This is a genomic window from Spirosoma jeollabukense, from assembly GCF_054777855.1.
This window is the reverse complement of the sequence record NZ_BAAHAD010000002.1, coordinates 721,662-743,268: the sequence shown is the minus strand read 5'-3', so window position 1 is coordinate 743,268 and position 21,607 is coordinate 721,662. Positions and strand designations below refer to the sequence as shown.

16 protein-coding genes are annotated in these 21,607 nt (G+C 50.0%); 11 read left to right on the top strand and 5 right to left on the bottom strand.

Annotated elements, in window-relative coordinates:
• Positions 1–22 precede the first annotated feature (22 nt).
• Together ACYVEA_RS11495 and ACYVEA_RS11490 are read left to right on the top strand one after the other, a co-directional pair.
• Positions 23–1,396, top strand: a complete 1,374-nt coding sequence (locus tag ACYVEA_RS11495; protein WP_461113565.1) for a PhoPQ-activated pathogenicity-related family protein — start codon at positions 23–25, stop codon at positions 1,394–1,396.
• Positions 1,397–1,596: 200 nt separating this feature from the next.
• Positions 1,597–2,892, top strand: coding sequence for a GAF domain-containing sensor histidine kinase (locus ACYVEA_RS11490; protein ID WP_461113564.1), 1,296 nt, complete (start codon positions 1,597–1,599; stop codon positions 2,890–2,892).
• 39 nt (positions 2,893–2,931) lie between these two features.
• On the opposite strand, the gene ACYVEA_RS11485 is transcribed toward ACYVEA_RS11490, so the two are convergent.
• From ACYVEA_RS11485 to ACYVEA_RS11475, 3 genes are all read right to left on the bottom strand, one after another.
• Positions 2,932–5,127 (bottom strand): PAS domain-containing sensor histidine kinase, encoded by a 2,196-nt coding sequence (locus ACYVEA_RS11485; RefSeq protein WP_461113563.1) that lies wholly within the window; start codon positions 5,125–5,127, stop codon positions 2,932–2,934.
• 519 nt (positions 5,128–5,646) lie between these two features.
• Positions 5,647–6,015, bottom strand: a complete 369-nt coding sequence (locus ACYVEA_RS11480) for a hypothetical protein (RefSeq protein ID WP_461113562.1) — start codon at positions 6,013–6,015, stop codon at positions 5,647–5,649.
• A gap of 100 nt (positions 6,016–6,115) precedes the next feature.
• Entirely contained in the window at positions 6,116–8,356 is a 2,241-nt protein-coding gene (locus ACYVEA_RS11475) for a T9SS type A sorting domain-containing protein (RefSeq protein WP_461113561.1), read from the bottom strand.
• Between the two features lie 126 nt (positions 8,357–8,482).
• Here ACYVEA_RS11475 and ACYVEA_RS11470 point away from each other — a divergent pair, with 126 nt between their 5' ends.
• Genes ACYVEA_RS11470 through ACYVEA_RS11455 form a run of 4 tightly spaced genes read left to right on the top strand, consistent with a single transcriptional unit; the run spans position 8,483 to position 12,003 of the window.
• Positions 8,483–9,808, top strand: a complete 1,326-nt coding sequence (locus ACYVEA_RS11470; protein ID WP_461113560.1) for a UDP-N-acetylmuramoyl-tripeptide--D-alanyl-D-alanine ligase — start codon at positions 8,483–8,485, stop codon at positions 9,806–9,808.
• Between the two features lie 27 nt (positions 9,809–9,835).
• Positions 9,836–10,504, top strand: coding sequence for a GDSL-type esterase/lipase family protein (locus ACYVEA_RS11465; RefSeq protein ID WP_461113559.1), 669 nt, complete (start codon positions 9,836–9,838; stop codon positions 10,502–10,504).
• 30 nt (positions 10,505–10,534) lie between these two features.
• Entirely contained in the window at positions 10,535–11,359 is an 825-nt protein-coding gene (locus ACYVEA_RS11460; protein WP_461113558.1) for an SGNH/GDSL hydrolase family protein, read from the top strand.
• A gap of 44 nt (positions 11,360–11,403) precedes the next feature.
• Entirely contained in the window at positions 11,404–12,003 is a 600-nt protein-coding gene (locus tag ACYVEA_RS11455) for a YbhB/YbcL family Raf kinase inhibitor-like protein (RefSeq protein ID WP_461113557.1), read from the top strand.
• Positions 12,004–12,014: 11 nt separating this feature from the next.
• Here ACYVEA_RS11455 and ACYVEA_RS11450 read toward each other — a convergent pair whose 3' ends face one another.
• A complete protein-coding gene (locus ACYVEA_RS11450; RefSeq protein WP_461113556.1) occupies positions 12,015–12,509 on the bottom strand; it encodes a GNAT family N-acetyltransferase in 495 nt (164 codons plus the stop codon).
• Positions 12,509–13,000 carry a MarR family winged helix-turn-helix transcriptional regulator gene (locus ACYVEA_RS11445; protein ID WP_461113555.1) on the bottom strand — a complete coding sequence of 164 codons (492 nt, stop codon included), beginning with the start codon at positions 12,998–13,000 and terminating at the stop codon, positions 12,509–12,511. The genes ACYVEA_RS11450 and ACYVEA_RS11445 overlap by 1 nt, the downstream gene beginning before the upstream one ends.
• Before the next feature lie 221 nt (positions 13,001–13,221).
• Between ACYVEA_RS11445 and ahcY the strand changes: the two genes are divergently transcribed.
• From ahcY to ACYVEA_RS11420, 5 genes are all read left to right on the top strand, one after another.
• Positions 13,222–14,532: an adenosylhomocysteinase gene (gene ahcY / locus ACYVEA_RS11440; RefSeq protein WP_461113554.1), complete on the top strand. Its 1,311-nt coding sequence runs from the start codon at positions 13,222–13,224 to the stop codon at positions 14,530–14,532.
• Between the two features lie 132 nt (positions 14,533–14,664).
• The gene (locus ACYVEA_RS11435; protein ID WP_461113553.1) at positions 14,665–15,243 is read left to right on the top strand and encodes a Uma2 family endonuclease; all 579 of its coding nucleotides are present in this window, start codon (positions 14,665–14,667) and stop codon (positions 15,241–15,243) included.
• A gap of 39 nt (positions 15,244–15,282) precedes the next feature.
• The gene (locus ACYVEA_RS11430) at positions 15,283–16,428 is read left to right on the top strand and encodes a hypothetical protein (protein ID WP_461113552.1); all 1,146 of its coding nucleotides are present in this window, start codon (positions 15,283–15,285) and stop codon (positions 16,426–16,428) included.
• A 497-nt stretch (positions 16,429–16,925) separates the two neighbouring features.
• Complete coding sequence (locus tag ACYVEA_RS11425; protein WP_461113551.1) at positions 16,926–20,036, top strand: SusC/RagA family TonB-linked outer membrane protein; 3,111 nt, start codon at positions 16,926–16,928, stop codon at positions 20,034–20,036.
• Between the two features lie 20 nt (positions 20,037–20,056).
• Positions 20,057–21,592: a SusD/RagB family nutrient-binding outer membrane lipoprotein gene (locus tag ACYVEA_RS11420; protein WP_461113550.1), complete on the top strand. Its 1,536-nt coding sequence runs from the start codon at positions 20,057–20,059 to the stop codon at positions 21,590–21,592.
• Positions 21,593–21,607 lie beyond the last annotated feature (15 nt).

The following is a 21,607-nucleotide window of genomic DNA, read 5'->3' as shown; positions in this document are numbered from 1 at the left end:
TGGACCAAACCTCCAACAATCAATGAAAAAGTACCTACTGAAAACCCTTGCCCTTGTTGCGCTTATCAGTGTCAGTGCGCTATTCTCGTTCGATGTACCCAAACCCGTCGATGGAATCACACCGTCGACGGCGCTGGACAGCTACCTTCACAACGGCGATCAGACCTTCAAATGGGAAGTGAAAGACACGTATAGCTACGGAGACATCACGGCCTACGAAGTCTTGCTGACCTCCCAGAAATGGCGGGAATATACCTGGAAGCACCAACTGACGGTGCTGGTTCCGAAAGACGTGAAATACGAGGGTGCCCTGCTGTTCATTACCGGCGGGTCAGTTAAAGATGGCGAACCAAACTGGAACAAACGGGAAGATGGATTCAACCGGGCGATCAGCACCGTAGCCACAAAAAACAATGCCATCGTGGCTGTTCTCCGTCAGACGCCCAATCAACCTTTATACGATAATCTGACCGAAGATGCGCTGATTTCCTATACGCTGCATCAGTTCAAAAAAGATGGCGATTATTCATGGCCGCTGCTTTTCCCGATGGTAAAAAGTGCCGTTCGGGCAATGGACGCGGTGCAGGCACTAGCCAAAGAGAAACTCAATAAAGAAGTTAAAAACTTTGTGGTTTCGGGTGCTTCCAAGCGCGGCTGGACCACCTGGCTGACGGGCGCCAGCGACAAACGGGCCGTGGCCATTGCTCCGATGGTTATTGACATTCTGAACATGCCGGTCAACCTGGATTATCAGATGAAGATCTGGCATAAATACAGCGAACAGATTGACGACTACGTAAAGCTGGGCATCCCCCAGACCGCCCATACGAAGGAAGGCACGGCCATCAATGAAATGATCGATCCGTATTCGTACCGAAAAAAGTTAACTATGCCGAAAATGCTGTTCATGGGCACCAACGATGAATACTGGACAGTCGATGCCGTGAAGCATTACATTGGCCAGATTCCGGGCGAAAACTTCATTCACTACGTGCCTAATGTGGGACATGACCTGGGCGACAAACGGCAGGCGCTGGAGGCTCTGAGCGCTTTTTTTGGAAACACGTTAACCAAGCAGCCCTATCCAGCCTGTCAATGGAGCGTATCGACCACGAAGAAAGGCGTTGACATTACCATAAAAACGACTTCCGATAAGCTGGAGGACGTAACGGTCTGGTCGGCCAATTCGACAGACATGATTTTTCAGGACGAAAAGTGGGAAGCTAAACCCCTGGGTATAAAGAACAAAGCCACCATTTCGGTCAGTGAAGCCTACCCCGCATCGGGCTTCCGGGCGTTTTATGTCGACCTGAAATATAAGGTGCCAACCGGTGGTACGTATACTGAAAGCACCCGGATGTTTTTAACCGATAACGACGAGGTTTTCCTGAAGTAAGGCGAGTTTTCCTGCCTGCTTAATTAGGTTTAACTGCCCTGCCCTTAGCGGCCCAATTGATGATTCGATTGGGCCGCTAAGAGCAGGGCAGTTTTAGGTACGTAAGGGCATAGCCAACGTCAGCCTAAACTATAGAATTAGTATGATCTGACTAACTTTAGCTTTTAAATGTATCTTTGATTGTTATACTGCCCGATCAAATGGATTATTCTGACGCTAGCTTATCCAAGGATATTGAGCGCATCAAGCAGATACCAATCGTACCCACCATACTAGACGTAGTGTGCCAGACGACCGGAATGGGTTTTGCCGCTATTGCCCGTGTGACTCAGGACAGATGGATTGCCTGTAGTGTTCGCGATGATATTCGATTCGGGCTGGTCTCTGGTGGCGAATTAAAACTGGAAACAACTATTTGTCATGAGATTCGGGGCTCTCACCAACCCGTCATCATTGATCACGTAGCGGAAAGCGAAGCCTATTGCAACCACCATACACCTAACCTATACGGCTTTCAAAGTTATATTTCCTTTCCCATTTTCCTGAAAAACGGTGATTTTTTTGGTACCCTTTGTGCCATCGACCCCCAACCCGCCCAGCTGAACAATTCCAGGACTATTGGTATGTTCAATGCCTTCACGGATCTAATTGCCTTTCATTACCAGCAGATAGAATTAATTGAGCGGAGCCAGGCGGCCGTACAAACGTTGAATCAGCAGCTAACAGATTCGATGGACGAAACTCGACAGTATCGCCACATTTCCAATCATAATCTCCAGGAACCGCTCCGGAAGATCAGGCTCTTCAGTGGCCTGCTGATTGAGGCTACGGAAGTGAATGATGTTGATAAAGCGAAGACGATTGCCGCAAAAATCAATTCCAGTGCGCAGCGACTGTCCATGATGGTCAAAGATTTATCCGGCTTTTCGGAGCTGGAAAATGAGGAGGCTGATTTTGAACGGGTTGATTTGACGAAAGTAATAACGGACGTAGTGACCCAGTTAAGCCCGAAATTAAGAGCCAGGAAAGGAACAGTCAAAGCAGGAAAATTGCCGTCGATCCAGGGAATACCGCTGCAATTGGAACAGCTTTTTTATCATCTCATCAGCAACGCGATCAAGTTCTCTAAAAAAGGTGTACCACCCGTCATATCTATCTCAGCCAACGAGTTGAGTCAACCGCCGGCAGATCATCCATTCCAGGCCGAAAACAACGCTGGCTTTGTTGAAATTCAACTGGAAGACAATGGCATTGGTATTGAGAAGTCTCAACTTGAAAAAATCTTCGATATTTTTTCTCAGGTACCGCACACAAAAGAGAATTCTCTTCTGGCAGGCGAGGGCATTGGTCTGGCCTACTGCCGCAGAATTATTCGCAATCACTCCGGGAGCATAAAGGCGCAGTCTGAATTCGGGAAGGGAACAACCTTTTCCATTCTTTTACCTGTGTCAAGAACCACAAGCGAAGCCGTTGTCGACAATCATTCCAGCGTATAGGCACCTGTATCACCACTGAATCAGACCCCGGCTTTACACTCACTCGGGCAGATACACGCAGAAAGTGGCTCCCTGGCCTGGTCGGCCAATGGCGGTAATAGCTCCTCCATGATTGGTGACCACTTTCTGGCAGATGGCCAGGCCTACCCCCGTTCCGGCAAACTCATTTCTACCATGCAGGCGTTGAAACACCTGAAAAATGCGATCTGTGTACTTTTCTTCAAATCCGATTCCATTATCAGTCACCTTGATCAGGTAATACGCGTCAGCCTGACGAACTGGTTTTACCGACGCAGGCAAATCAGTAGCCACGACCTCATGGGCACTAATCTGTATCTGCGGACTTATCCAGGCACCCGACGGCTCGATTCGGCGAAACTTAATCGCATTGGAAAGCAGGTTCTGAAACAGTTGGCTCAACTGCGACGCATCGCCGGGTACAGTGGGCAACGTAGTAACCTGAATATGAGCGTTCGTCTCGTCGATCGCTACCGATAAATTTTCCTGGGCTACCTGAATAACGTCGGCAAGCGATACGGGCGCCTGCGCAACCTGACCGGTCGAAATGCGTGAAAAAGCCAGCAGGTCTTTAATCAGCAGAGACATTCGGCTGGCGGCCACCTGCATCCGTTCCAGATAAACCAGTTCGTCACCCTCGGACGTAGCATAGCGCGTCTTTAACAGATCGCTGAACTGCTGGATTTTCCGCAGGGGTTCCTGTAAATCATGACTGGCAATATAGGCGAACTGTTCCAGGTTCTGGTTGGAACGGCTAAGGTGCAGATTCGTTTCCTGGAGTCCCCGATTCACGTTGGCGATTTTCTCATTCGCTACGGTAAGCTCTTCATTAATTGTAGCCAGTTCTTCATTGATAGATTCCAGTTCTTCCGTACGTTTCTGCACTTGCTGTTCCAGTGCCAGTTGAATCTGTCTTTGTGCTGTAACATCCTGCACGGTACCCCCAATTTTATAGGCCTGTCCCAGTTCATTGAAATAGGCTTTACCCTGGGCATGTAATATTCGTTCCTGACCGGCCGGACTGGACACCACGGTATATTCGATGTCGTAAAGCCCGGTAGAACCCGGCGTACCAGCTTGGGCAAGCGCTCCTCTTACCCGTGGCCAGTCAGTTTTGTTAACTAGCCGGTAGGCTCGTTCGGGAGTAATAACTTCCTCAGGTTCTAAACCGTGCCACTCCCTTAAGCGCGGTGAATACTCAATCAGGCCAGTGGTATAATCAAACTGCCAGGTACCCAATTCGGCCAGTTCGATGGCACTCCGCAGGGTTGCTTCGGCGTCTTCGATCTTCTGGCGGGCTATCACCTGCTGCGTTACCTCCGTAACGACCACAAGTACGCCCGAAATGCTTGTATCGGCCTCGCGTTGCGGCTGGTAAGTAAAATCAACGTAGATGGTGTTTAATTCATGATTACGTACCAGATTTACCGCTACTTCTTTAGCAACGTAGGGTTCACCCGTGTCAATAACACTTCTCAGCAACTGATCAAATCCCTGCCCGTTCAGTTCAGGCAGGGCTTTCAATAGGGGTTTATCAACCAGTTGATCCGGCCTGCGGCCTACTAACTCGCCATAGAAGGGATTCACCATGCGGAAAGTCAAATCAGAACCGCTAAGGATGGCAATGCCCACCGGCGACTGTTCGAAATAGGTCAGCACTTGCCGTTGACCTTCTTCCAGCCGTTGCCGGGTCAACACTTGCTGCGTGGTTTCCTGGCAAGTCACAAATACACCCGCAATTCGGCCCGATTCGTCAGTAACCGGACTATAGCTAAAGGTCCAGTAAACATCTTCCAACCGACCGTTCCGGTAAATAGGCAGCAACTGGTCTTCGTTCCAGGTTGCGCCACGGCCCAACAACACCTGATCAATGAGCGGCTTGATGAAGTCCCATGTCTCCGGCCAAACGTCGGCACCGGGCTTACCGAGTGCATAGGGATGTTTACCTTCGTTGCCCAGACTCGGGCGATAGGCATCGTTATAGAAACAAAGGTGCTGCTCACCCCAAAACAAAAACATGGGAAACTTTGAATTCAGAACAATACTGAGCGTAGTACGAAGGCTTTGCGGCCAGCTGGCAGGCTCGCCAAGCGTAGTGCCCGACCAATCGAAGGCCCGCATCAAAGCCCCCATTTCACCTCCATTGGTCAGAAAAGGATAAATAGTAACAGGGCTTTGGGGAGTATTCTGGTCGCCTGACGTATACTTACCAGTCATAAAATAGGGTTACTTGATCGTAAAGAGTAAAGGAGTGCAACAAATTAAAAACAACTCAGCAGGTCAGCTAAGATACACTAGATTATTTTTTATCCAGTTGACGCAACCGACCGATGCTAAACAAAAAGGGGTTTCAACATAGTTTAGGCTATGTATACTTAAAGTGAATCCGGGCTTGCTTTCTAGTCCTTACAGGGCTCAACAGCGTAACGTCGGCAGGCCCGCCGAAGGGGTACTAAATGGAGATATACCATCCGCCATGAACATGTATCTGTTACTTACCTAACGGCACGTTGAGGACAACTATCCTGTTTTTTCGACGGTCTACCGACGTTACGCTGTTAAGGCCCTGACGGGCCGTTTCTGAGACCGAATTCGCGGTATACGTAAGTATTTACAGGCTAATCGATTAAGGCAAAAAAGACCTTATTGAAAAAGGGTTAATCAGTCTGAGTGTATAAACTCGTTCTGATTAACCCTTTTTTATCGTTTCTACGAACTGCTTTGTTGCGTCAGTACTTAATATCGCTCGTTGCCTTCGTCTTCTTCCTCGGCCAGTTCAGTGATCTCTTCGTCTATATCATCGTCCGACAGGTCAGTATCGGCTAACTCATCAGCCGTAAATTCATCGAACTCTTCGTCGTTCGAGAGTTCATCTGTAGCATGGCGGGCGGTTGCCGTATCGGTATACAGCAACGTATCAGAGGCTTCGTCATCACCGGGATTCATAATGTCGGGCTGGTTATTGACACCTAATCCTGCATAAACGACCGAATCCTCCTCATTATCATTCAAAGGCATATTCGTGTTCTGGGGCGACATCCCTTCCAGTGGTCCACCCGAATTCTGATCTACGCGTTGTTGATCGGAGTTGTTGGTATTTTCCATAATGGTTTAGTGCTGATGGTGACTGGCGGGCGAATCTGCATACCCGTTTTCAATCACCGGTTGTTAGTTACTAACCACTAATGTCGTAAAGAGTTTGCGACTATTTCGCGACAATAATTTTCTGAACCCGCGCCGGTCGATTGTCGGCGGACAGCCGTAGCAGATACGTTCCTTTAGGCAAATCCCCCAAATCGACCACCGTTTCAATCGATGCCCGAACTGGCTGGGCGGGCAGCATAATCTGCCCCGACAGTGACACCAGGTCAACGCGCCCTTCGTAGGGCGATTTCAGGGTAACGTAGCGTTCGGTGGGGTTGGGGAAAGCCCACGGACTCATTGGCTCTTCGTCAATGCCCGTGACAACTATTTTTTCAGACGTATTTTTCAGATACCGTAAACCACCGGCCAAACTTCCCAGCATTAAGTCAGGCAGTTGGTCGCCGTCGAGATCGGCAACGGCGGCCAGCAACCCCCTTCCAGGCATGCCTATCGACGACAATGAATCGATGAGTACCATCGATTGATCGAGCGGGTCCGGAAACTGATACACCTTAACCGTACCATTATCGGCAGCGGCAATGAGCTCTCTCTTTTGATCCCCGTTTAAATCAGCAACGACCAGCGAACGAGCCCGCGCGTATACGTAGTCGTCAGTTTTGATGCCTCCAAAGAATTGATTTTGCAATTGAAAGACCGGCGCAGTTGCCGTGCCCGCATTGCGGTAATATAGAATCGTGCCGGAATATCGGCCGACTAACAAATCCGGTTTACCATCCCGATCGACATCGGTTACTGTCAGAATATCAAGCGGATATATCAGATCGGGCGTTGGCCAGCGTGTCGCACCGGCCAGATCATACCGGACGGCAGCGCCTTTGGCAGCGGCATTTATCAACACCCGAATGTCGACTGTGCTCGTGCCCGTTCCCGTCAGCACGAGGTCCATACTACCATTCGCGTCGACGTCCGCAAAAGCAGGTACTACGTCGGTCAGTGCCAGCGATTTAGAAAGGCCAAGGTAATCGGTGGTGACGAGCGAAAAGGTGGGTTTCTGTGTCGTGCCTGTGTTTTCAAACTGCCATAGCCCGGCGCGGGAGCTTGTGCCTATGCCCAGGCCGCGATACCCAACCAGCATATCCATGTCGCCATCACCATCCAGATCGGCCAGCGCCGGAGCCGCCCGCTCGCCCAGATCGAGCATGTCGCTCTGCAAGAAATCTTTCTGAACCAGCGTAAAATCCGGCTGCTGATTGGTGCCGGTATTTTTATAAAACCAGCCCGATGCCCGAAAGTCAAACGCCTGATTATCATTCGCACTTACGCTGGGGGAGGCCAGTAAATCTTTCACGCCATCCCCGTCTACATCTTCCCAGAAGGTAGCGGGAAAAGACGGAAATAAAATGGGCGCTTTGGCTGGAAACAAACTGTCGTAGCTCGTAAAATTCGCACTGACATCATTGGTACCCGTGTTTCGCAGGCGGGAAATGTTTTCGCAGGTTACAAAACCAAACAGCATGTCTTTCTTGCCATCCCCATCCGTATCGATCATCGTTATGGTATTCCCCGCGTGTAAGGGTCTGGCTCCACTTGGTTTGTCGACGCCTACCCGACCCGACCCATCACCGCACTGAATGCCAAACACAAAATCATTGCAGTATTCTTTCTGGAAATGGCCCCAGCACAGATTCTGGTAGCGTTTAAAGTCCAGCCCTGTTTTCAGACCAGTACGTTCAACGCTCATATTTTGCTGGTAGGAAATTAAATTACCCCCCGAATCGAAGGTGATAATATCAATATCGCCGTCATCGTCATAATCCAGAATCGCGGGCATATCCACACTGGCCACAAAGAGCGGAAGGCGGCTGGTAAAACCTTCGCTCATGAGCGGATCGGCCGCTACGGTGAAGACCGTCTGTCCATTTTTCAATTCGTTGTGAAATACCCGAACACTGCCCGATCCGGCCGTAAAGAGATCTTTTCGACCATCCGCATCATAATCGACCAGCAGCATCCAGCCCCCTAAATTGGCAGGAAAAGCGATTTCATATTCGGGGGCGTATTGCCACGTAACACCCGTGCCGCTGGCATTAGCAACGGCTACAAACGTACTGACTTTGCTGGTCGTCCGGTCGAACACAGCCAGGTCATCGCGGGCGTCGTCGTTCAGGCGGATGGTGGAATACTGCGTGGCATTCAACCCGCCCGCCCAGGGATTGGGTATGGCGCGTCCATTTGCCATAACTGTTGGCGTCTGATCGTATCGAAACGATATTTTCCCACCAGACTGCGCCTGGGTGAGCAGCGGAATTACCAAAAAACAAAGTACGAATAGCTTTTTCATTCTAATTTTGGGGCCTCCTTAAAAGCAGAAAACGGAGCAAGCGCGGAGCATACAAAAAATTCTTCGCGGTGGCGCTCGCGGTTACCTCTGTGTTTCAATAGCAACGATAGAACTGTCCTGAATGTGATGCTTACTACCGATCAACTCTATCATAAATTTCAGGAATGCAGCGGTGTGTCAACCGACACCCGCCGAATTACGCCCGACTGCCTGTTTGTGGCGCTCAAAGGCGATACGTTCGATGGGAATCAGTTTGCCGAACAGGCCCTTGCATCAGGTGCCCGCTACGTATTGGTAGATGACGCTGCGGTGGCGGCCAACGACCCGTCCCGCTACCTGCTCGTAGCCGATACGTTGCTGGCTCTTCAGGATCTGGCGCGTCATCATCGGCAAACGTTTACCTTCCCGGTGATTGGCCTGACGGGCTCCAACGGCAAAACCACGACCAAAGAATTGATTGCGGCTGTGCTGTCCAAAAACTACCGGACCTACGCTACCGTCGGCAACCTCAACAACCACATTGGCGTACCGATGACATTATTGGCCATCACGGAACAATACGAAATGGCCGTGGTGGAAATGGGCGCCAATCATCAGCACGAAATCGAACTTCTCTGCTCCATCGCCCAACCGACCCACGGGCTGATTACGAATGTGGGCAAAGCGCATCTTGAAGGCTTCGGCGGGATCGAAGGCGTCCGGAAAGGCAAGGGCGAACTGTATGATTATCTGGCGAAAAACGGCCTGACGGTTTTCATCAACTCCCGTGATAAAACCCTGATGGCCATGTATCGGGAACGACTGAAAACACTACGTTCCGAAACCACTTTTGCCGAAGTGGTCTTCTATCCCGCCGTCGACTCGGCCAGCGCACCGATTGAGCTGCTTCAGGAATCGCCGGTGGTTGTTTACCGGGATACAACCGGCCAGGAAATAACGACGCACCTGCCGGGTCGGTACAATTTCGAGAACATGACGGCGGCTCTCGCCATTGGCGATTATTTCGGTGTTTCGCCCGAAGAAGCCAACCGTGCCGTGGCCGATTATAACCCCACCAATAACCGCTCTCAGGTTATTGTTAAAGGAACGAACACCGTCTTGCTGGACGCCTATAACGCTAACCCCAGTTCGATGGCGGCCGCCATTCGGCAGTTTGCCACGACACCGGCGAAGCGAAAAGCCGTTATTCTGGGCGATATGTATGAACTGGGTGCCGAGAGCGAAGCCGAACATGCGGCCCTGGGTAAGTTGATTGCCGACAGTAAATTCGATCTGGTTATTCTGGCGGGTAAAGACATGCGATTTGCACTGGGCTATTTACCCAAAGCGTATTATTTCCCAGATAAATTTTCGCTGCATAACTGGGTGATGGACAACCCCATGACTGACACCCATATACTCATCAAAGGATCGCGGGGCATGAGTTTAGAGACGGTCGTGCCTTTTATCTAAAATTCGTTGCCTGATGGCTTCTTTTTTATGATGTATCGCCTGAAATTCCGTGGATGTATTGGTTTATTACTCGTTAGCTTGTGTGCGGTTGGGCTAATTCAGCCAGAACCTCACCCGTTCGAGAACGAAATCCGCGCCTTCGAAAAAATGGACAGTGCGTCGCCCCCGTCCAAAAACGCAATCGTGTTTACGGGGAGTTCGTCCATCCGGTTGTGGGAAAATGTAACCGATTATTTTCCTGGCAAACCAGTGCTTCCACGGGGTTTTGGCGGCTCTCAGCTTAGCGACGTCCTCTACTATGCCGACCGGGCGATTGTGGCCTATCATCCCAAACAGGTTGTGCTCTACGCGGGCGAAAACGACGTAGCGGCTGGCAAAACCGGCCAGGAAACGTATGAGCGTTTTGTAGCTTTGTTCGAGCATGTTCGGCAAAAATTGCCTACGGTTTCCTTTGCCTTTATTTCGCTGAAACCTAGTCCCTCGCGTCGGAAATTCTTCCCCGAAATGGACGTAGCGAATCGCCTGATCAAAGACTATCTGGCCAAACAGAAAAATACTGACTTCATCGATATTCGCCCGGTGATGCTTGGCAAAAATGGGCAACCCGTTGGTATCCTGTTTAAGTCCGACAGTTTGCATATGCTTCCCGAAGGCTACAAACGCTGGGCGAGCGTGGTACGTCCCTATTTGAAATAAATTCGCAGAATCTCCTTTTACCCCACTATCATGAAAAAGCTGATTCTGCTCTTTTCCCTAGTCTGTCTGCTTAGTTCTTATAAGCCCAAAGAGCTTAGCTGGGTCGCTATTGGCGATTCGATCACGTACTTAAACGAGCACCTGGACGAAACGGGAAATCGAATCACCAAAGGGTACATGACCCGGGTTGTCGAGAAACTTCCCAATATCCACTACACGAATCAGGGTCACAACGGATGGACGTCCGGCGGCATCGCTCAAAAGATCGAGACATTAGGGTTGGTCAAAGCTGATATTTACTCGGTCTTTCTGGGAACCAATGACTGGTGGCAGGGCCGACCCTTAGGCCGTCTTACTGATTATCAAAACAATACGGGCAACAACACCGTGTATGGTTCATTCCGGATTATTATCAATAAGCTCCGTAGCCTCAATCCCGAAGCTCATATTCTGTTGATCACGCCCATGCAGCGGGTGGACTTTGTGTATCTGGCGAACTTCAAAAACAATGCTTATGGCTCGTATAAACCAAAAAACGGCCAGTCACTCGAATCATTTGCCATGGCGATTGATTCCATTGGTCGCCTTGAACAATTTCCGGTCGTTGATCTTTACCACACGAGTGGTTTAGGGCTGAAAAAGCTGGTGAAATACAAACGCCTGAAAAATCCGCAAACGGGTGTCTATACCAACTACAAATATCCGGCTTTTATAGACATCCCGTTCAACCCCGAAACCGATGAGTACCCCTACCCGCTTGAGGCTGTCGACAGGACTTATGACGGTTTGCATCCATCGGATAAAGGCTACGAACGTATTACGCGTGGGTTGGTAAAAGTCATGAAAAAGTATTGATAGCGCTTACAAGGGGTAGTATCTTAACCAAACTTCGACATAGTATGAACCGATTATTCATCGCCTTCGCCCTGCTGATCAGTCCACTTTCACTGACGTTCGCGCAGCAGCCAGCCCCGGCAACAACGCCAACCGCACCGCCCATGCGGTTAACCAGCTCAGCCTTCCCGGATGGTGGGATGATTCCCATAAAGTTTACTCAGGCGGCACCCGGAGCGGCACCGGGCGGAGGTACGTCGCCGGAGTTAAGCTGGACGAACGTACCGCCGGGCACCCAGAGCTTTGTCCTGCATATGCATGACGTCGATGTGTCGCGCAACAACAGCACGGATGATCAGCTCCACTGGCTGGTCTGGAATATACCTCCTACCCTCAAGGGTTTGCCCGAAGGTGTTCCGGGCGGGGCGCAATTGGCCGATGGCAGCTACCAGATGAATGTTTTCACACCCTCCTACCGTGGTCCGGGTGCTGCGGCCTCAGGCCCTCTGCATCACTACGTCTTTGAAATTTACGCGCTGGACACCAAACTTGATGTGAAGCCCGGCGCGGAAGGATCGGAAACACGGAAGACCGTATTAAAAGCCGTAGACGGCCATGTATTGGGAAAGGCCGGATATGTAGGCTTATTTAAACGTCCGCAGTAAGTTATTTACGTTTACAACTTCATTTCCATTCGAATATTGGCCCGGCTGTAGGGCGTTGGTACGCTGGGGACTTCGCGAAAACCTACGCTGGCATACATCGTTAGGGCGGGTGTCAGGATACGGTTTGATTCCAGCCAGACGGTTTTGACACCCAACTGGCGGGCATAGTCAATGGCAGCCAGACACAATAGTTTGCCTATGCCTTTTCCCTGGGCCGCGGGAGAAACAGCCATTTTAGCTAGCTCAAAGCTGGTTTCTCCCCGGTCTGGCGTCCCGGTGTTAATCATCGCCACACAGCCTACTACGTCGTTGTCAATTTTTGCAAAGAAGATCTGGCCATCATTGGGCAGGACATATACTTCGGGCTGATCTAACTGCTCAAGGTCATGTTGTTCAACGGTGAAATAGTGGGAAATCCATTCAATGTTCAGCCGCTTGAAATCGGGCTGATAGTTGGGCGAATACGGAATAATAGAAGTAGCAGAGGTAGACGTCATGGTTTCCATTATTGTGAATTGGTACGGTTTAATTGTTCCTGAATACGGTCGAAGAACGCCTTTTCGGCTAGTTGTGCTTCCATCTCCTGAAGCGAGGTTAGTAGATTATGTCGCTGCCTGGCCAGCATATCCTGGTTAACGGCGATGAATGCATCCCAGAGCGGCTGAAGTTGCGGCAACATAGCCTGCCCGGTTTCACTGAGCGTCAATAAGCGCTTCCGGCCATCCTGCTCTGATTTAGCTGACACCACAAGGCCGTGTTTTTCCAGCTCATTGATCACCTGAATTACCGCTGGATGTGTAATGCCCAGTCGTTCAGCGATTTCCATAACGGCAACGGGTCCCTGCCGGGCAATCAGCACAAAGATGGTGGCCCAGCGAACGTCAAAATCCAGTCCCGATTGCCGGTAGATTGCCGTTACCCCCTGCCAATACGTATCACTTAAGCGCCGAAGTCGACTCGCCAGAGCCAACTCAGCCATATCAGCCATAAAATCCATACTAGGTAAGTGGTTACGTAAGTAGTTACATAGATAGGCGAAATTTCAATAACTGTCAAGCCAAGCCGACAGTTTTTTATCTATTTACCCTTGGCTAAGGAATTTGTATAGGTCTAGGGATTCTGAGGAATGATCCTTAGTTTTGCACTTTCCTAAGAAATACGCCAAAAACACCTCCTCTTAGTTGATTTATAAAAGGTATTCAAATTTTACAAAACAAGATGCAAACATCAACCTACGTCCCCTACAAAGTTAAGGACATCGCGCTGGCCGAATGGGGCCGCAAGGAAATCAAACTAGCTGAAGCTGAAATGCCGGGTCTAATGGCCCTCCGTGCTGAATATGGCCCTTCGCAGCCGCTTAAAGGTGCCCGCGTTGCCGGATGCCTGCACATGACCATTCAAACGGCCGTGCTGATCGAGACGCTGGTTGAACTGGGCGCTCAGGTAACCTGGTCGTCGTGCAACATATTTTCGACACAGGACCATGCCGCTGCTGCCATTGCGGCTGCCGGAATTCCGGTGTATGCCTGGAAAGGCATGAACGAAGAAGAATTCAACTGGTGCATCGAGCAAACGTTGTTCTTCGGCGAAGATCGTCAGCCCCTCAACATGATTCTCGACGATGGTGGCGACCTGACCAACATGGTTTTCGATGTATATCCTGAGTTGATTCAGGGCATCAAAGGGCTTTCGGAAGAAACAACAACAGGGGTTCACCGCCTGTATGAGCGTATGAAAAACGGTACGTTGCACCTGCCTGCCATCAACGTAAATGACTCAGTAACGAAGTCGAAGTTTGACAATAAATACGGCTGCCGCGAGTCGCTGGTCGACGCTATCCGTCGTGCCACCGACCTGATGCTGGCTGGTAAAGTAGCCGTTGTTGCGGGTTATGGCGACGTAGGTAAAGGCTCGGCCGAATCGCTTCGGGGTGCTGGTTGCCGCGTATTGGTAACCGAAATCGACCCGATTTGTGCGCTGCAGGCTGCTATGGATGGGTATGAAGTTATTCCAATGGACGAAGCAGTTCCCCGCGCTCAGATTTTTGTAACCGCAACGGGTAATGTAGGGATTATCAAAGGTCGTCATTTCGAAGCCATGCGCGACAAAGCCGTTGTCTGCAACATTGGTCACTTCGATAACGAAATTGACATGGCCTGGTTGAACGAAAACTATGGTCATAGCAAGAGCCAGATCAAACCGCAGGTTGACATGTATGAAATAAAAGGCAAGGAAATCATCGTACTGGCCGAAGGCCGTCTGGTGAATCTTGGCTGCGCTATGGGTCACCCATCGTTTGTAATGTCCTGCTCGTTTGCGAACCAGACACTGGCGCAACTCGAATTATGGGCTAACTCAGACAAATACGAGAATAAAGTATACGTACTGCCTAAGATTCTTGATGAGAAAGTAGCCGCTATGCACCTTGCGCACGTTGGGGCTAAACTCGAACCACTGGAACAGGAACAGGCAGATTATATTGGTGTTCCCGTTGCAGGTCCATTCAAATCGGAAATGTATCGGTACTAAAAGATATAGGATGTATGATGTAGGACGTATCAAAACTATACATCCTGTATGACTAAGCGCGGTTTCGGCAACGGGACCGCGCTTTTTTGCGTAAAAATTGTTAGTATTGACACAAGGAAACGACGCTCAACTATGATGTTCCCGCTAAACCCCACTACGCGCCGGGATGACCGCTTGACTGACGATGAGTTTTACGCATTCTGTCAGGCAAATCCCTCGCTTCGTATTGAACGCGAAGCAGATGGCCAGATTATTTTTGAGATGCCCACCAATACAAAAACTGGATTAAGGAATGCTGATCTCATCACCGAGGTTGTCCTATGGAATCGTAAAACTAAATTGGGTTTAGTAGCGGATTCCAGTGCGGGTTTCACGCTCCCCGATACGTCGGTTCGTGCACCGGACGTATCCTGGATTAGTCATGACCGCTGGGATGCTCTTTCTGAAAAGGATCAGGATAAGTTTGCGAAGATTTGTCCTGATTTCGTGATCGAATTGATGAGCGACTCGGACGAGAAATACACGTTGCCTACCAAAATGGAGAAGTATCTCCAGAATGGCGTCCGACTGGGCTGGGTGATTGATCCCTTCACCCAACAAACGACGATTTATCGGCCGGATCAGGAACCAGAAACAAAGGCGTTTGCTGATGAATTAAGTGGGGATGACGTACTTTCGGGTTTCATAGTTCGATTAAGCGACTTATTGTAAACCATTTGCTCGCCTGTTTATGCTCTATTTGTACGCTCAATGAACCGTATACTCCTTTTGCTGCTGCTGTCTCCCCTGCTCTGCCCGGCGCAGACACAAATTGACACGCTGCACTGGAGCGCTACCCGACGGCTTAAACTTTCCGATTTTCATGCACCCACACAACCCGGTTTAGGGGGATCTGAGTTTTATTATCAGATTGGTTACGATGTCCGTCCGGCAATTTTTAGTAGCAAACCCGCCATCGACGCCTTCTGTCTGATGTTTCGGAATTCATCCTGGGTTTCGGAAACCGCCGGGAATGAGCGCACGCTGGCGTATAACCAGGTCCTGTTCGATTTGGTGGAGATACATACGCGGCAGATGAAAGCCAAACTGATTGACCTCGGTGTTAATCGGCGATTTAAACAAGAGGCCAAGCAAATTGAATACCTTACCAATGCCGAATTAAGCGCCGAAGTAAACCGATTCCGGTCTGAAACGGGCGGAGGAGATGACATTGATGCGCTACAAAAATGGCAACAACAGGTTGCAAAGCGGCTTTATGATACACCTGAGTTAGTAACGACCTATCATTCGTCGAAGATTGGGTTCGGCCTATTTCTGGGCGGGGGCGTTGCTGTGCCAACAGGCCCACTTACACAGGTACTTAATCCACCGGTAGGTTTTTCAATCGGGGTCGATCTTGCCTATCAGAAAACCTTGTTGTTGATTAATTCAACCCTATTCGGTGGTCGAATCCGGTCGCAATTTTCGCATCAGAATCAGATGTGGGAAACCGGAATGCCCATCATGCCCGCCATGGGCGAAGTAGCCCTGGGCCATATTGTTCGCAACGCTCCCGGCAGCCGGTTGATTCCCTACGTCGGATACCGCATGTTTACACTGACGCCCCGCGACCCGGCTGACGAACGTTACAAAGGCTTTTCCCTTACCAGCAATGCCCCCATGCTCGGCGTAATTTATGATCTTAAGTTTAGCGACAATGTCCATAAGCCCGACCGCGCCGAAGACAATTCCTGGTTCGTTCGAACAAAAGTGTCGTACAGCCCCGTGATGGCTACTGACCTTTTTAAAGGCGGACTGATTAGTTTACACATTGGTATCTATGGATTCGGTCGAATCCGCAAGGTGAGTTACCAGCCCCGTCGAACCGTAATTACCCTTCCCGGCAAGAGTCTATAAGCGATCCGCCAGGCTTCAGGCATACCCTCTTTTGTCAGTCTACTTCACCTAACAGGCATATTTAATTTCACTCAAAACCGCTTACTTAATAAGCCGTTTACAATATAATATTGTACATATTTTACATTTATAGATATTATATATCTCATTAAAGGAATATTAAAAAATATATCAGAAATTGCGCAGACATACGTTTTGGCTACTTTAAACGAGGCAGAATACATTTCTGCTGTCCTCAACTCATTGCAGGATGGCCTGTAGCCAAATCTAATTCTTGAATCTATACACTGTCAACTTCGCGATCAACCCTACCGTTGGTGCGCTGGCCCGGCTATGTCCAATTCATTTCCAAAATTCTTTTTTCTGCTCTCCCTCAACGTGTCTCTTAACCATACGTCACCAAATTGTTCAAATTAACCGTCCAGATTATGGTACACATTGTACAAGTATGCCGGCCATTCCGTACACTTGCCAGACGTTTCAGCGTTCAATTGCTGTTGATCATCCTCTGTCTTCCGGCTCTGTCAGTCCAGGCCCGAAGCCGCCCAGACAAGATCACTCATCCGATTGTATTATTAACCGACGACGGTCCTTCTGCTGATATTACTGTTACGGGTACGGTTAACGATGTCAAAACCAATACACCCATTCCAGGCGTAAACGTCACGATTAAAGGAACAACTCGTGGCGCTACCACCGATGCGCTGGGTAAGTACCGAATCGTGGTGGCCAACTCAACGGACGTCCTTGTCTTTTCATTTATTGGCTACGTTACCAAGGAAGAGCCCGTTGGCAATCGAACCGAAATTAACGTAGTCATTGCCGATGATCAGAAGCAACTGGACGAAGTGGTTGTAACGGCACTGGGCGTAAAGCGCGAAGAACGTTCCCTGGGGTATGCCGTTCAGAAAGTATCGGGCAATACGTTACAAACCGTAAAAGGCCTCAATGCCGCTACGTCGCTGACAGGTCGGGTGGCTGGTCTCTGGATCAAGAATAGCACGGAATTTAACGAGGCACCTATCCTATCACTACGTGGCGAAACGCCTTTATTGGTCATTGATGGGGTGCCCTATGGCAACATGAACATCGGTAACATTCCGCAGGATGATATTGAGAGTATCGATGTATTGAAAGGGCCAACGGCGGCCGCTCTTTACGGGTCGCGCGGGGGAAGTGGTGCCGTTATCGTAACCACGAAACGGGGTGCCGGTTCCAAAGGGCTGACCGTAACGGTGAATTCCAACAACATGGTGAATGCGGGTTTTCTGATGCTGCCCGAAGCGCAACATTCCTACAGCGCGGGCCTGGGTGGCGTCTATGATCCTACCGACTACGTATGGGGCCAAAAACTCGATATTGGGAAGCGGGCGATGCAGTGGAATCCAATCTCCAAGCAAATGGAGGATCAGGAGCTAACCTCACGCGGGCGAAACAATTTCAATGATTTCCTCGTGCCAGGCGTGGTTTCCAACAACAACGTCAGCATTTCGCAAAGTGGAGAGAACGGTAGCTTTCGGGTTTCGCTGACGCACATTTATAACAAAGGGCAATTCCCTAATCTGAAGTCCAACGCCATGAATTTCTCCGTATCGGGCGAAATGAAAATCGGCAACAAATTTACCCTGCAAAGTCAGGCGGGCTATAACCGCAAAACGGCACCCCAGATTTCGGGAGCGGGTTATAGCGCCCAAGGCTATATCTACAACATTCTGGTCTGGATGGGTTCAGAATATGACCTGAGCCAGTACAAGGATAACTATTGGCTGGTACCGAATGAGCAGCAAAACTGGCACTACAAAGCGTGGTATGACAACCCATATTTGATGGCCTACGAAAAACTGAACGGTATCGAGCAAAATAAGGTAAACACGAACCTGACCGCTACGTATGAAGTATTTCCTGGCGCTAAAATCATTGTTCGGCCCGGTTTTGATGCGTTCTTCAATAATGAAACCCGGCGCAATCCACCCAATATTCTGTCGACCCGGGGCTGGACAGCCAATGGGTTGTACTCGATCAATCAGCGGAATGGCTACAGTTTCAATGGCGACGCTTTGCTGACCTATAACAAAGCCATTGGTAAACTCGATATTGATGCGCTGGCCGGAGGAACCATCTACACCTACGGCAACAAAGAGCTGTATAGCTCCACGCGTGGCGGCATTGTCGTGCCGGGCTATTATTCACTGAATAATTCCATTGAACGGCCCGACGTGATTGTGAATCCCGTTTACAACGATGACCCGCTGACTCCCTATGGCAAAAAGCAGGTCAACAGTTTATATGGTAAGGTGACGCTTTCATACATGAATAGCCTCTTTCTGGACGTAACAGGACGTAATGACTGGAGTTCAACGATGCCGCAGAACTCACGGTCGTATTTCTATCCGTCGGTGGCGGGAAGTGTTGTATTGAGCGAATTGGTGAAAATGCCGACGGGGCTGGACTTCCTGAAACTACGGGGTTCCTGGACGCTTTCCAAAACGGATTTACGGGTCTTTGCCAACAACCAGACGTATTCGACAACCACCGCCGACTGGGACAACCTGAACTCGGCGGCTTACCCACTAGCCATACGGAATAGCGTCGTGAATCCCGAAACCAACCGTACCTGGGAAATCGGTACGTCGGCTTATTTTCTGGGCAAGCGGTTCAAGTTGGATGTCGCCTACTTCAACAAATACAACTACAACATCCAGCGCTTTGCCTCCATTTCACCCGGCTCCGGCTTCACATCGACGCTGATCAACACGGGCGAAACGTACGTGCGTCGCGGGGTGGAAGTGACGGTGGACGCTACGCTTATCAAAAAAAGTCGTTTCCAGTGGGATGCAACGGCCAACTACTCCTATAACCACCGGTATTTCAAAAACCTAGATCCGGTTTACTCAGCGAACAATTTATGGACAAAAGTTGGCGGACGGACAGATACCTATACAGGAAGAACCTGGATTACCGACCCCGCTGGCAATGTGGTTCACCAGGCCAGTGGATTGCCGCTGGCCAGTAACTACAATTATTTATACGGCTATACGGACCCGGTCGCCCTCGTGGGTTTCGCGAACAGCATCCGTTGGAAAAACGTCCAGATTGGCCTGCGATTTGATGGCCGGATTGGTGGTTTCCTGAATAACTACAGCTCCTACAAAATGTGGGATACGGGTTCGCACCCGGATAGCGACAACCAGTATCGATACGATGAGGTCGTCAATGGCAACAAATCTTACGTGGGACAAGGCGTGAAAGTGATCGGCGGTACCATTACTTACGACAACATGGGGCAGATTACCAGCGACACCCGTGAGTTTGCGCCAAACGATACCAAAGTGTCCTACCAAAGTTACGCCCGTAGCTACGGCGATGGCACCCGCGGTGTAACCAACGCTACGTTCATAAAACTGCGGGAAGTATCCATCGGCTATACCCTGCCCAGCGCCTTTGCCAGCCGCATTGGCGCGCGTTCGGCCAGCATATCGCTGACGGGCCAGAACGTTTGGATGTGGACCAAAGCTTTCCGTTTTGCCGATCCGGATAAAGCAAGCGATACCGAACTGACATCGCCGTCTGTTCGCTACGTAGGCGCCAATATTCAACTAACGTTTTAAGCCCCATCAACGTCTTTCCGATGAAAACGACCTACAAACACTTTTTACTGGCCGGTCTGGTGGTGATGACCTCAGCGGGTTGCTCCCATTTTGAGCAGATGAATGCCAACCCCGATGCGGCTGTCAATGCGACCGCGCCCATGCTGGCGACCAACCTGATTCTGGACATCACCGACGTGACCATCAGCTCCCAGAAGACATTTATGCAGCCCTTCATGCTGGGCAAGACGATCATTTACACGGAATTTGCTGAACCACAGCAGTATAACGATCTTGGACGTACCACTTTCGCAGGGCTTCCAGTGCTGGCTAACGTCGATAAAATGCTGGCATATGCCGCCACGAGTTCGGCCAAGAATTCATATACCGCACTCGGGAAATTCGTTCGCGCCTGGAAATTCTTTCAACTGACCATGCGGGTAGGCGATATCCCCTACAGCAACGCCCTGAAAGGCGAAACGGGCGGAATCGCTCCAACCTATGATTCACAAAAACAGGTATTTGCGGGCATTTTGACTGAACTCGACGAAGCCGACAAACTTTTCGCCCAGGGCACCAAATTCGATGGCGATCCCATTTACGGGGGCGACGTAACCAAGTGGCGCAAACTGGTCAATACGTTTGAGTTACAGGTACTGCTTAACCTGTACAAAAAAACGGGCGATGCCGATCTGAAAGTGACGGATCGCTTTAAAGAGATCGTTGCCAGCCGGCCAATCTTCCTGAGCAATGCCGATAATTTTCAACTGGTCTATTCCGATAAAGCCGGACAGCGGTATCCGTTCTACAAACTAGGCAACCCGTCGATTATCTACACCATGGTATCCAGCCTGTTGACGGATAAGCTCAAAGCCCTGGACGACCGCCGGTTGTTTTACTACGCCAACCCGTCACCAGTGCAGATCACCAAAGGCAAAGCGGTGAACGATCCAACGGCGTACATCGGTACCGATCCGGCCATGGTTTACTCGGACATCAGCAAGATTTATGCGGGTAAAGATTACTCGAACGTAAACAGTCGCTACATGGAATTACCCGCTGGTGAGCCCGTTTATTTGCTGAGCTATTCACAACTGAAATTCATGCTGGCCGAAGCAACCGTTCGGGGCTGGATAACGGGCACAACGGCGGCTACCTACTATTCGGATGGCATTACGGCCGCCATGAAATTTACGGCCGATAATACGCCGAATGATGTAGCTTATCACCACAACATGCCCATGACCGCTGATTATATTGCCAGCTACGTTGCGTCGGATAAAGTAAAATTGACGGGCACGTCGGAAAAGCAGATCGAGCAGATTCTGACGCAGAAATTTATCAGTACGTTCCTACAGGCCCCCTACGATGCCTTTTTCGAAAATAGGCGAACCGGCTATCCGGCGTTTCCCGTCAACCCGGCCTCAAACGTGAACGTACCGGGCGACAAACTGCCCGTCCGCTGGTTGTATCCGCAAAGTGAGCTGGATTACAATGGCGCCAACGTGAAGCAGGCGCTGAGTACGCAGTACAACGGGAACGACAACACCAACGAACTGATGTGGTTGTTGAAATAACAGTCATTTAACGTA

Bases quoted from the DNA above. Each gene is read 5' to 3' on its own strand.
- ACYVEA_RS11495 (WP_461113565.1), top strand. From the start codon at position 23: ATGAAAAAGTACCTACTGAAAACCCTTGCCCTTGTTGCGCTTATCAGT.
- ACYVEA_RS11490 (WP_461113564.1), top strand. From the start codon at position 1,597: ATGGATTATTCTGACGCTAGCTTATCCAAGGATATTGAGCGCATCAAG.
- ACYVEA_RS11485 (WP_461113563.1), bottom strand. From the start codon at position 5,127: ATGACTGGTAAGTATACGTCAGGCGACCAGAATACTCCCCAAAGCCCT.
- ACYVEA_RS11480 (WP_461113562.1), bottom strand. From the start codon at position 6,015: ATGGAAAATACCAACAACTCCGATCAACAACGCGTAGATCAGAATTCG.
- ACYVEA_RS11475 (WP_461113561.1), bottom strand. From the start codon at position 8,356: ATGAAAAAGCTATTCGTACTTTGTTTTTTGGTAATTCCGCTGCTCACC.
- ACYVEA_RS11470 (WP_461113560.1), top strand. From the start codon at position 8,483: ATGCTTACTACCGATCAACTCTATCATAAATTTCAGGAATGCAGCGGT.
- ACYVEA_RS11465 (WP_461113559.1), top strand. From the start codon at position 9,836: ATGATGTATCGCCTGAAATTCCGTGGATGTATTGGTTTATTACTCGTT.
- ACYVEA_RS11460 (WP_461113558.1), top strand. From the start codon at position 10,535: ATGAAAAAGCTGATTCTGCTCTTTTCCCTAGTCTGTCTGCTTAGTTCT.
- ACYVEA_RS11455 (WP_461113557.1), top strand. From the start codon at position 11,404: ATGAACCGATTATTCATCGCCTTCGCCCTGCTGATCAGTCCACTTTCA.
- ACYVEA_RS11450 (WP_461113556.1), bottom strand. From the start codon at position 12,509: ATGGAAACCATGACGTCTACCTCTGCTACTTCTATTATTCCGTATTCG.
- ACYVEA_RS11445 (WP_461113555.1), bottom strand. From the start codon at position 13,000: ATGGATTTTATGGCTGATATGGCTGAGTTGGCTCTGGCGAGTCGACTT.
- ahcY (WP_461113554.1), top strand. From the start codon at position 13,222: ATGCAAACATCAACCTACGTCCCCTACAAAGTTAAGGACATCGCGCTG.
- ACYVEA_RS11435 (WP_461113553.1), top strand. From the start codon at position 14,665: ATGATGTTCCCGCTAAACCCCACTACGCGCCGGGATGACCGCTTGACT.
- ACYVEA_RS11430 (WP_461113552.1), top strand. From the start codon at position 15,283: ATGAACCGTATACTCCTTTTGCTGCTGCTGTCTCCCCTGCTCTGCCCG.
- ACYVEA_RS11420 (WP_461113550.1), top strand. From the start codon at position 20,057: ATGAAAACGACCTACAAACACTTTTTACTGGCCGGTCTGGTGGTGATG.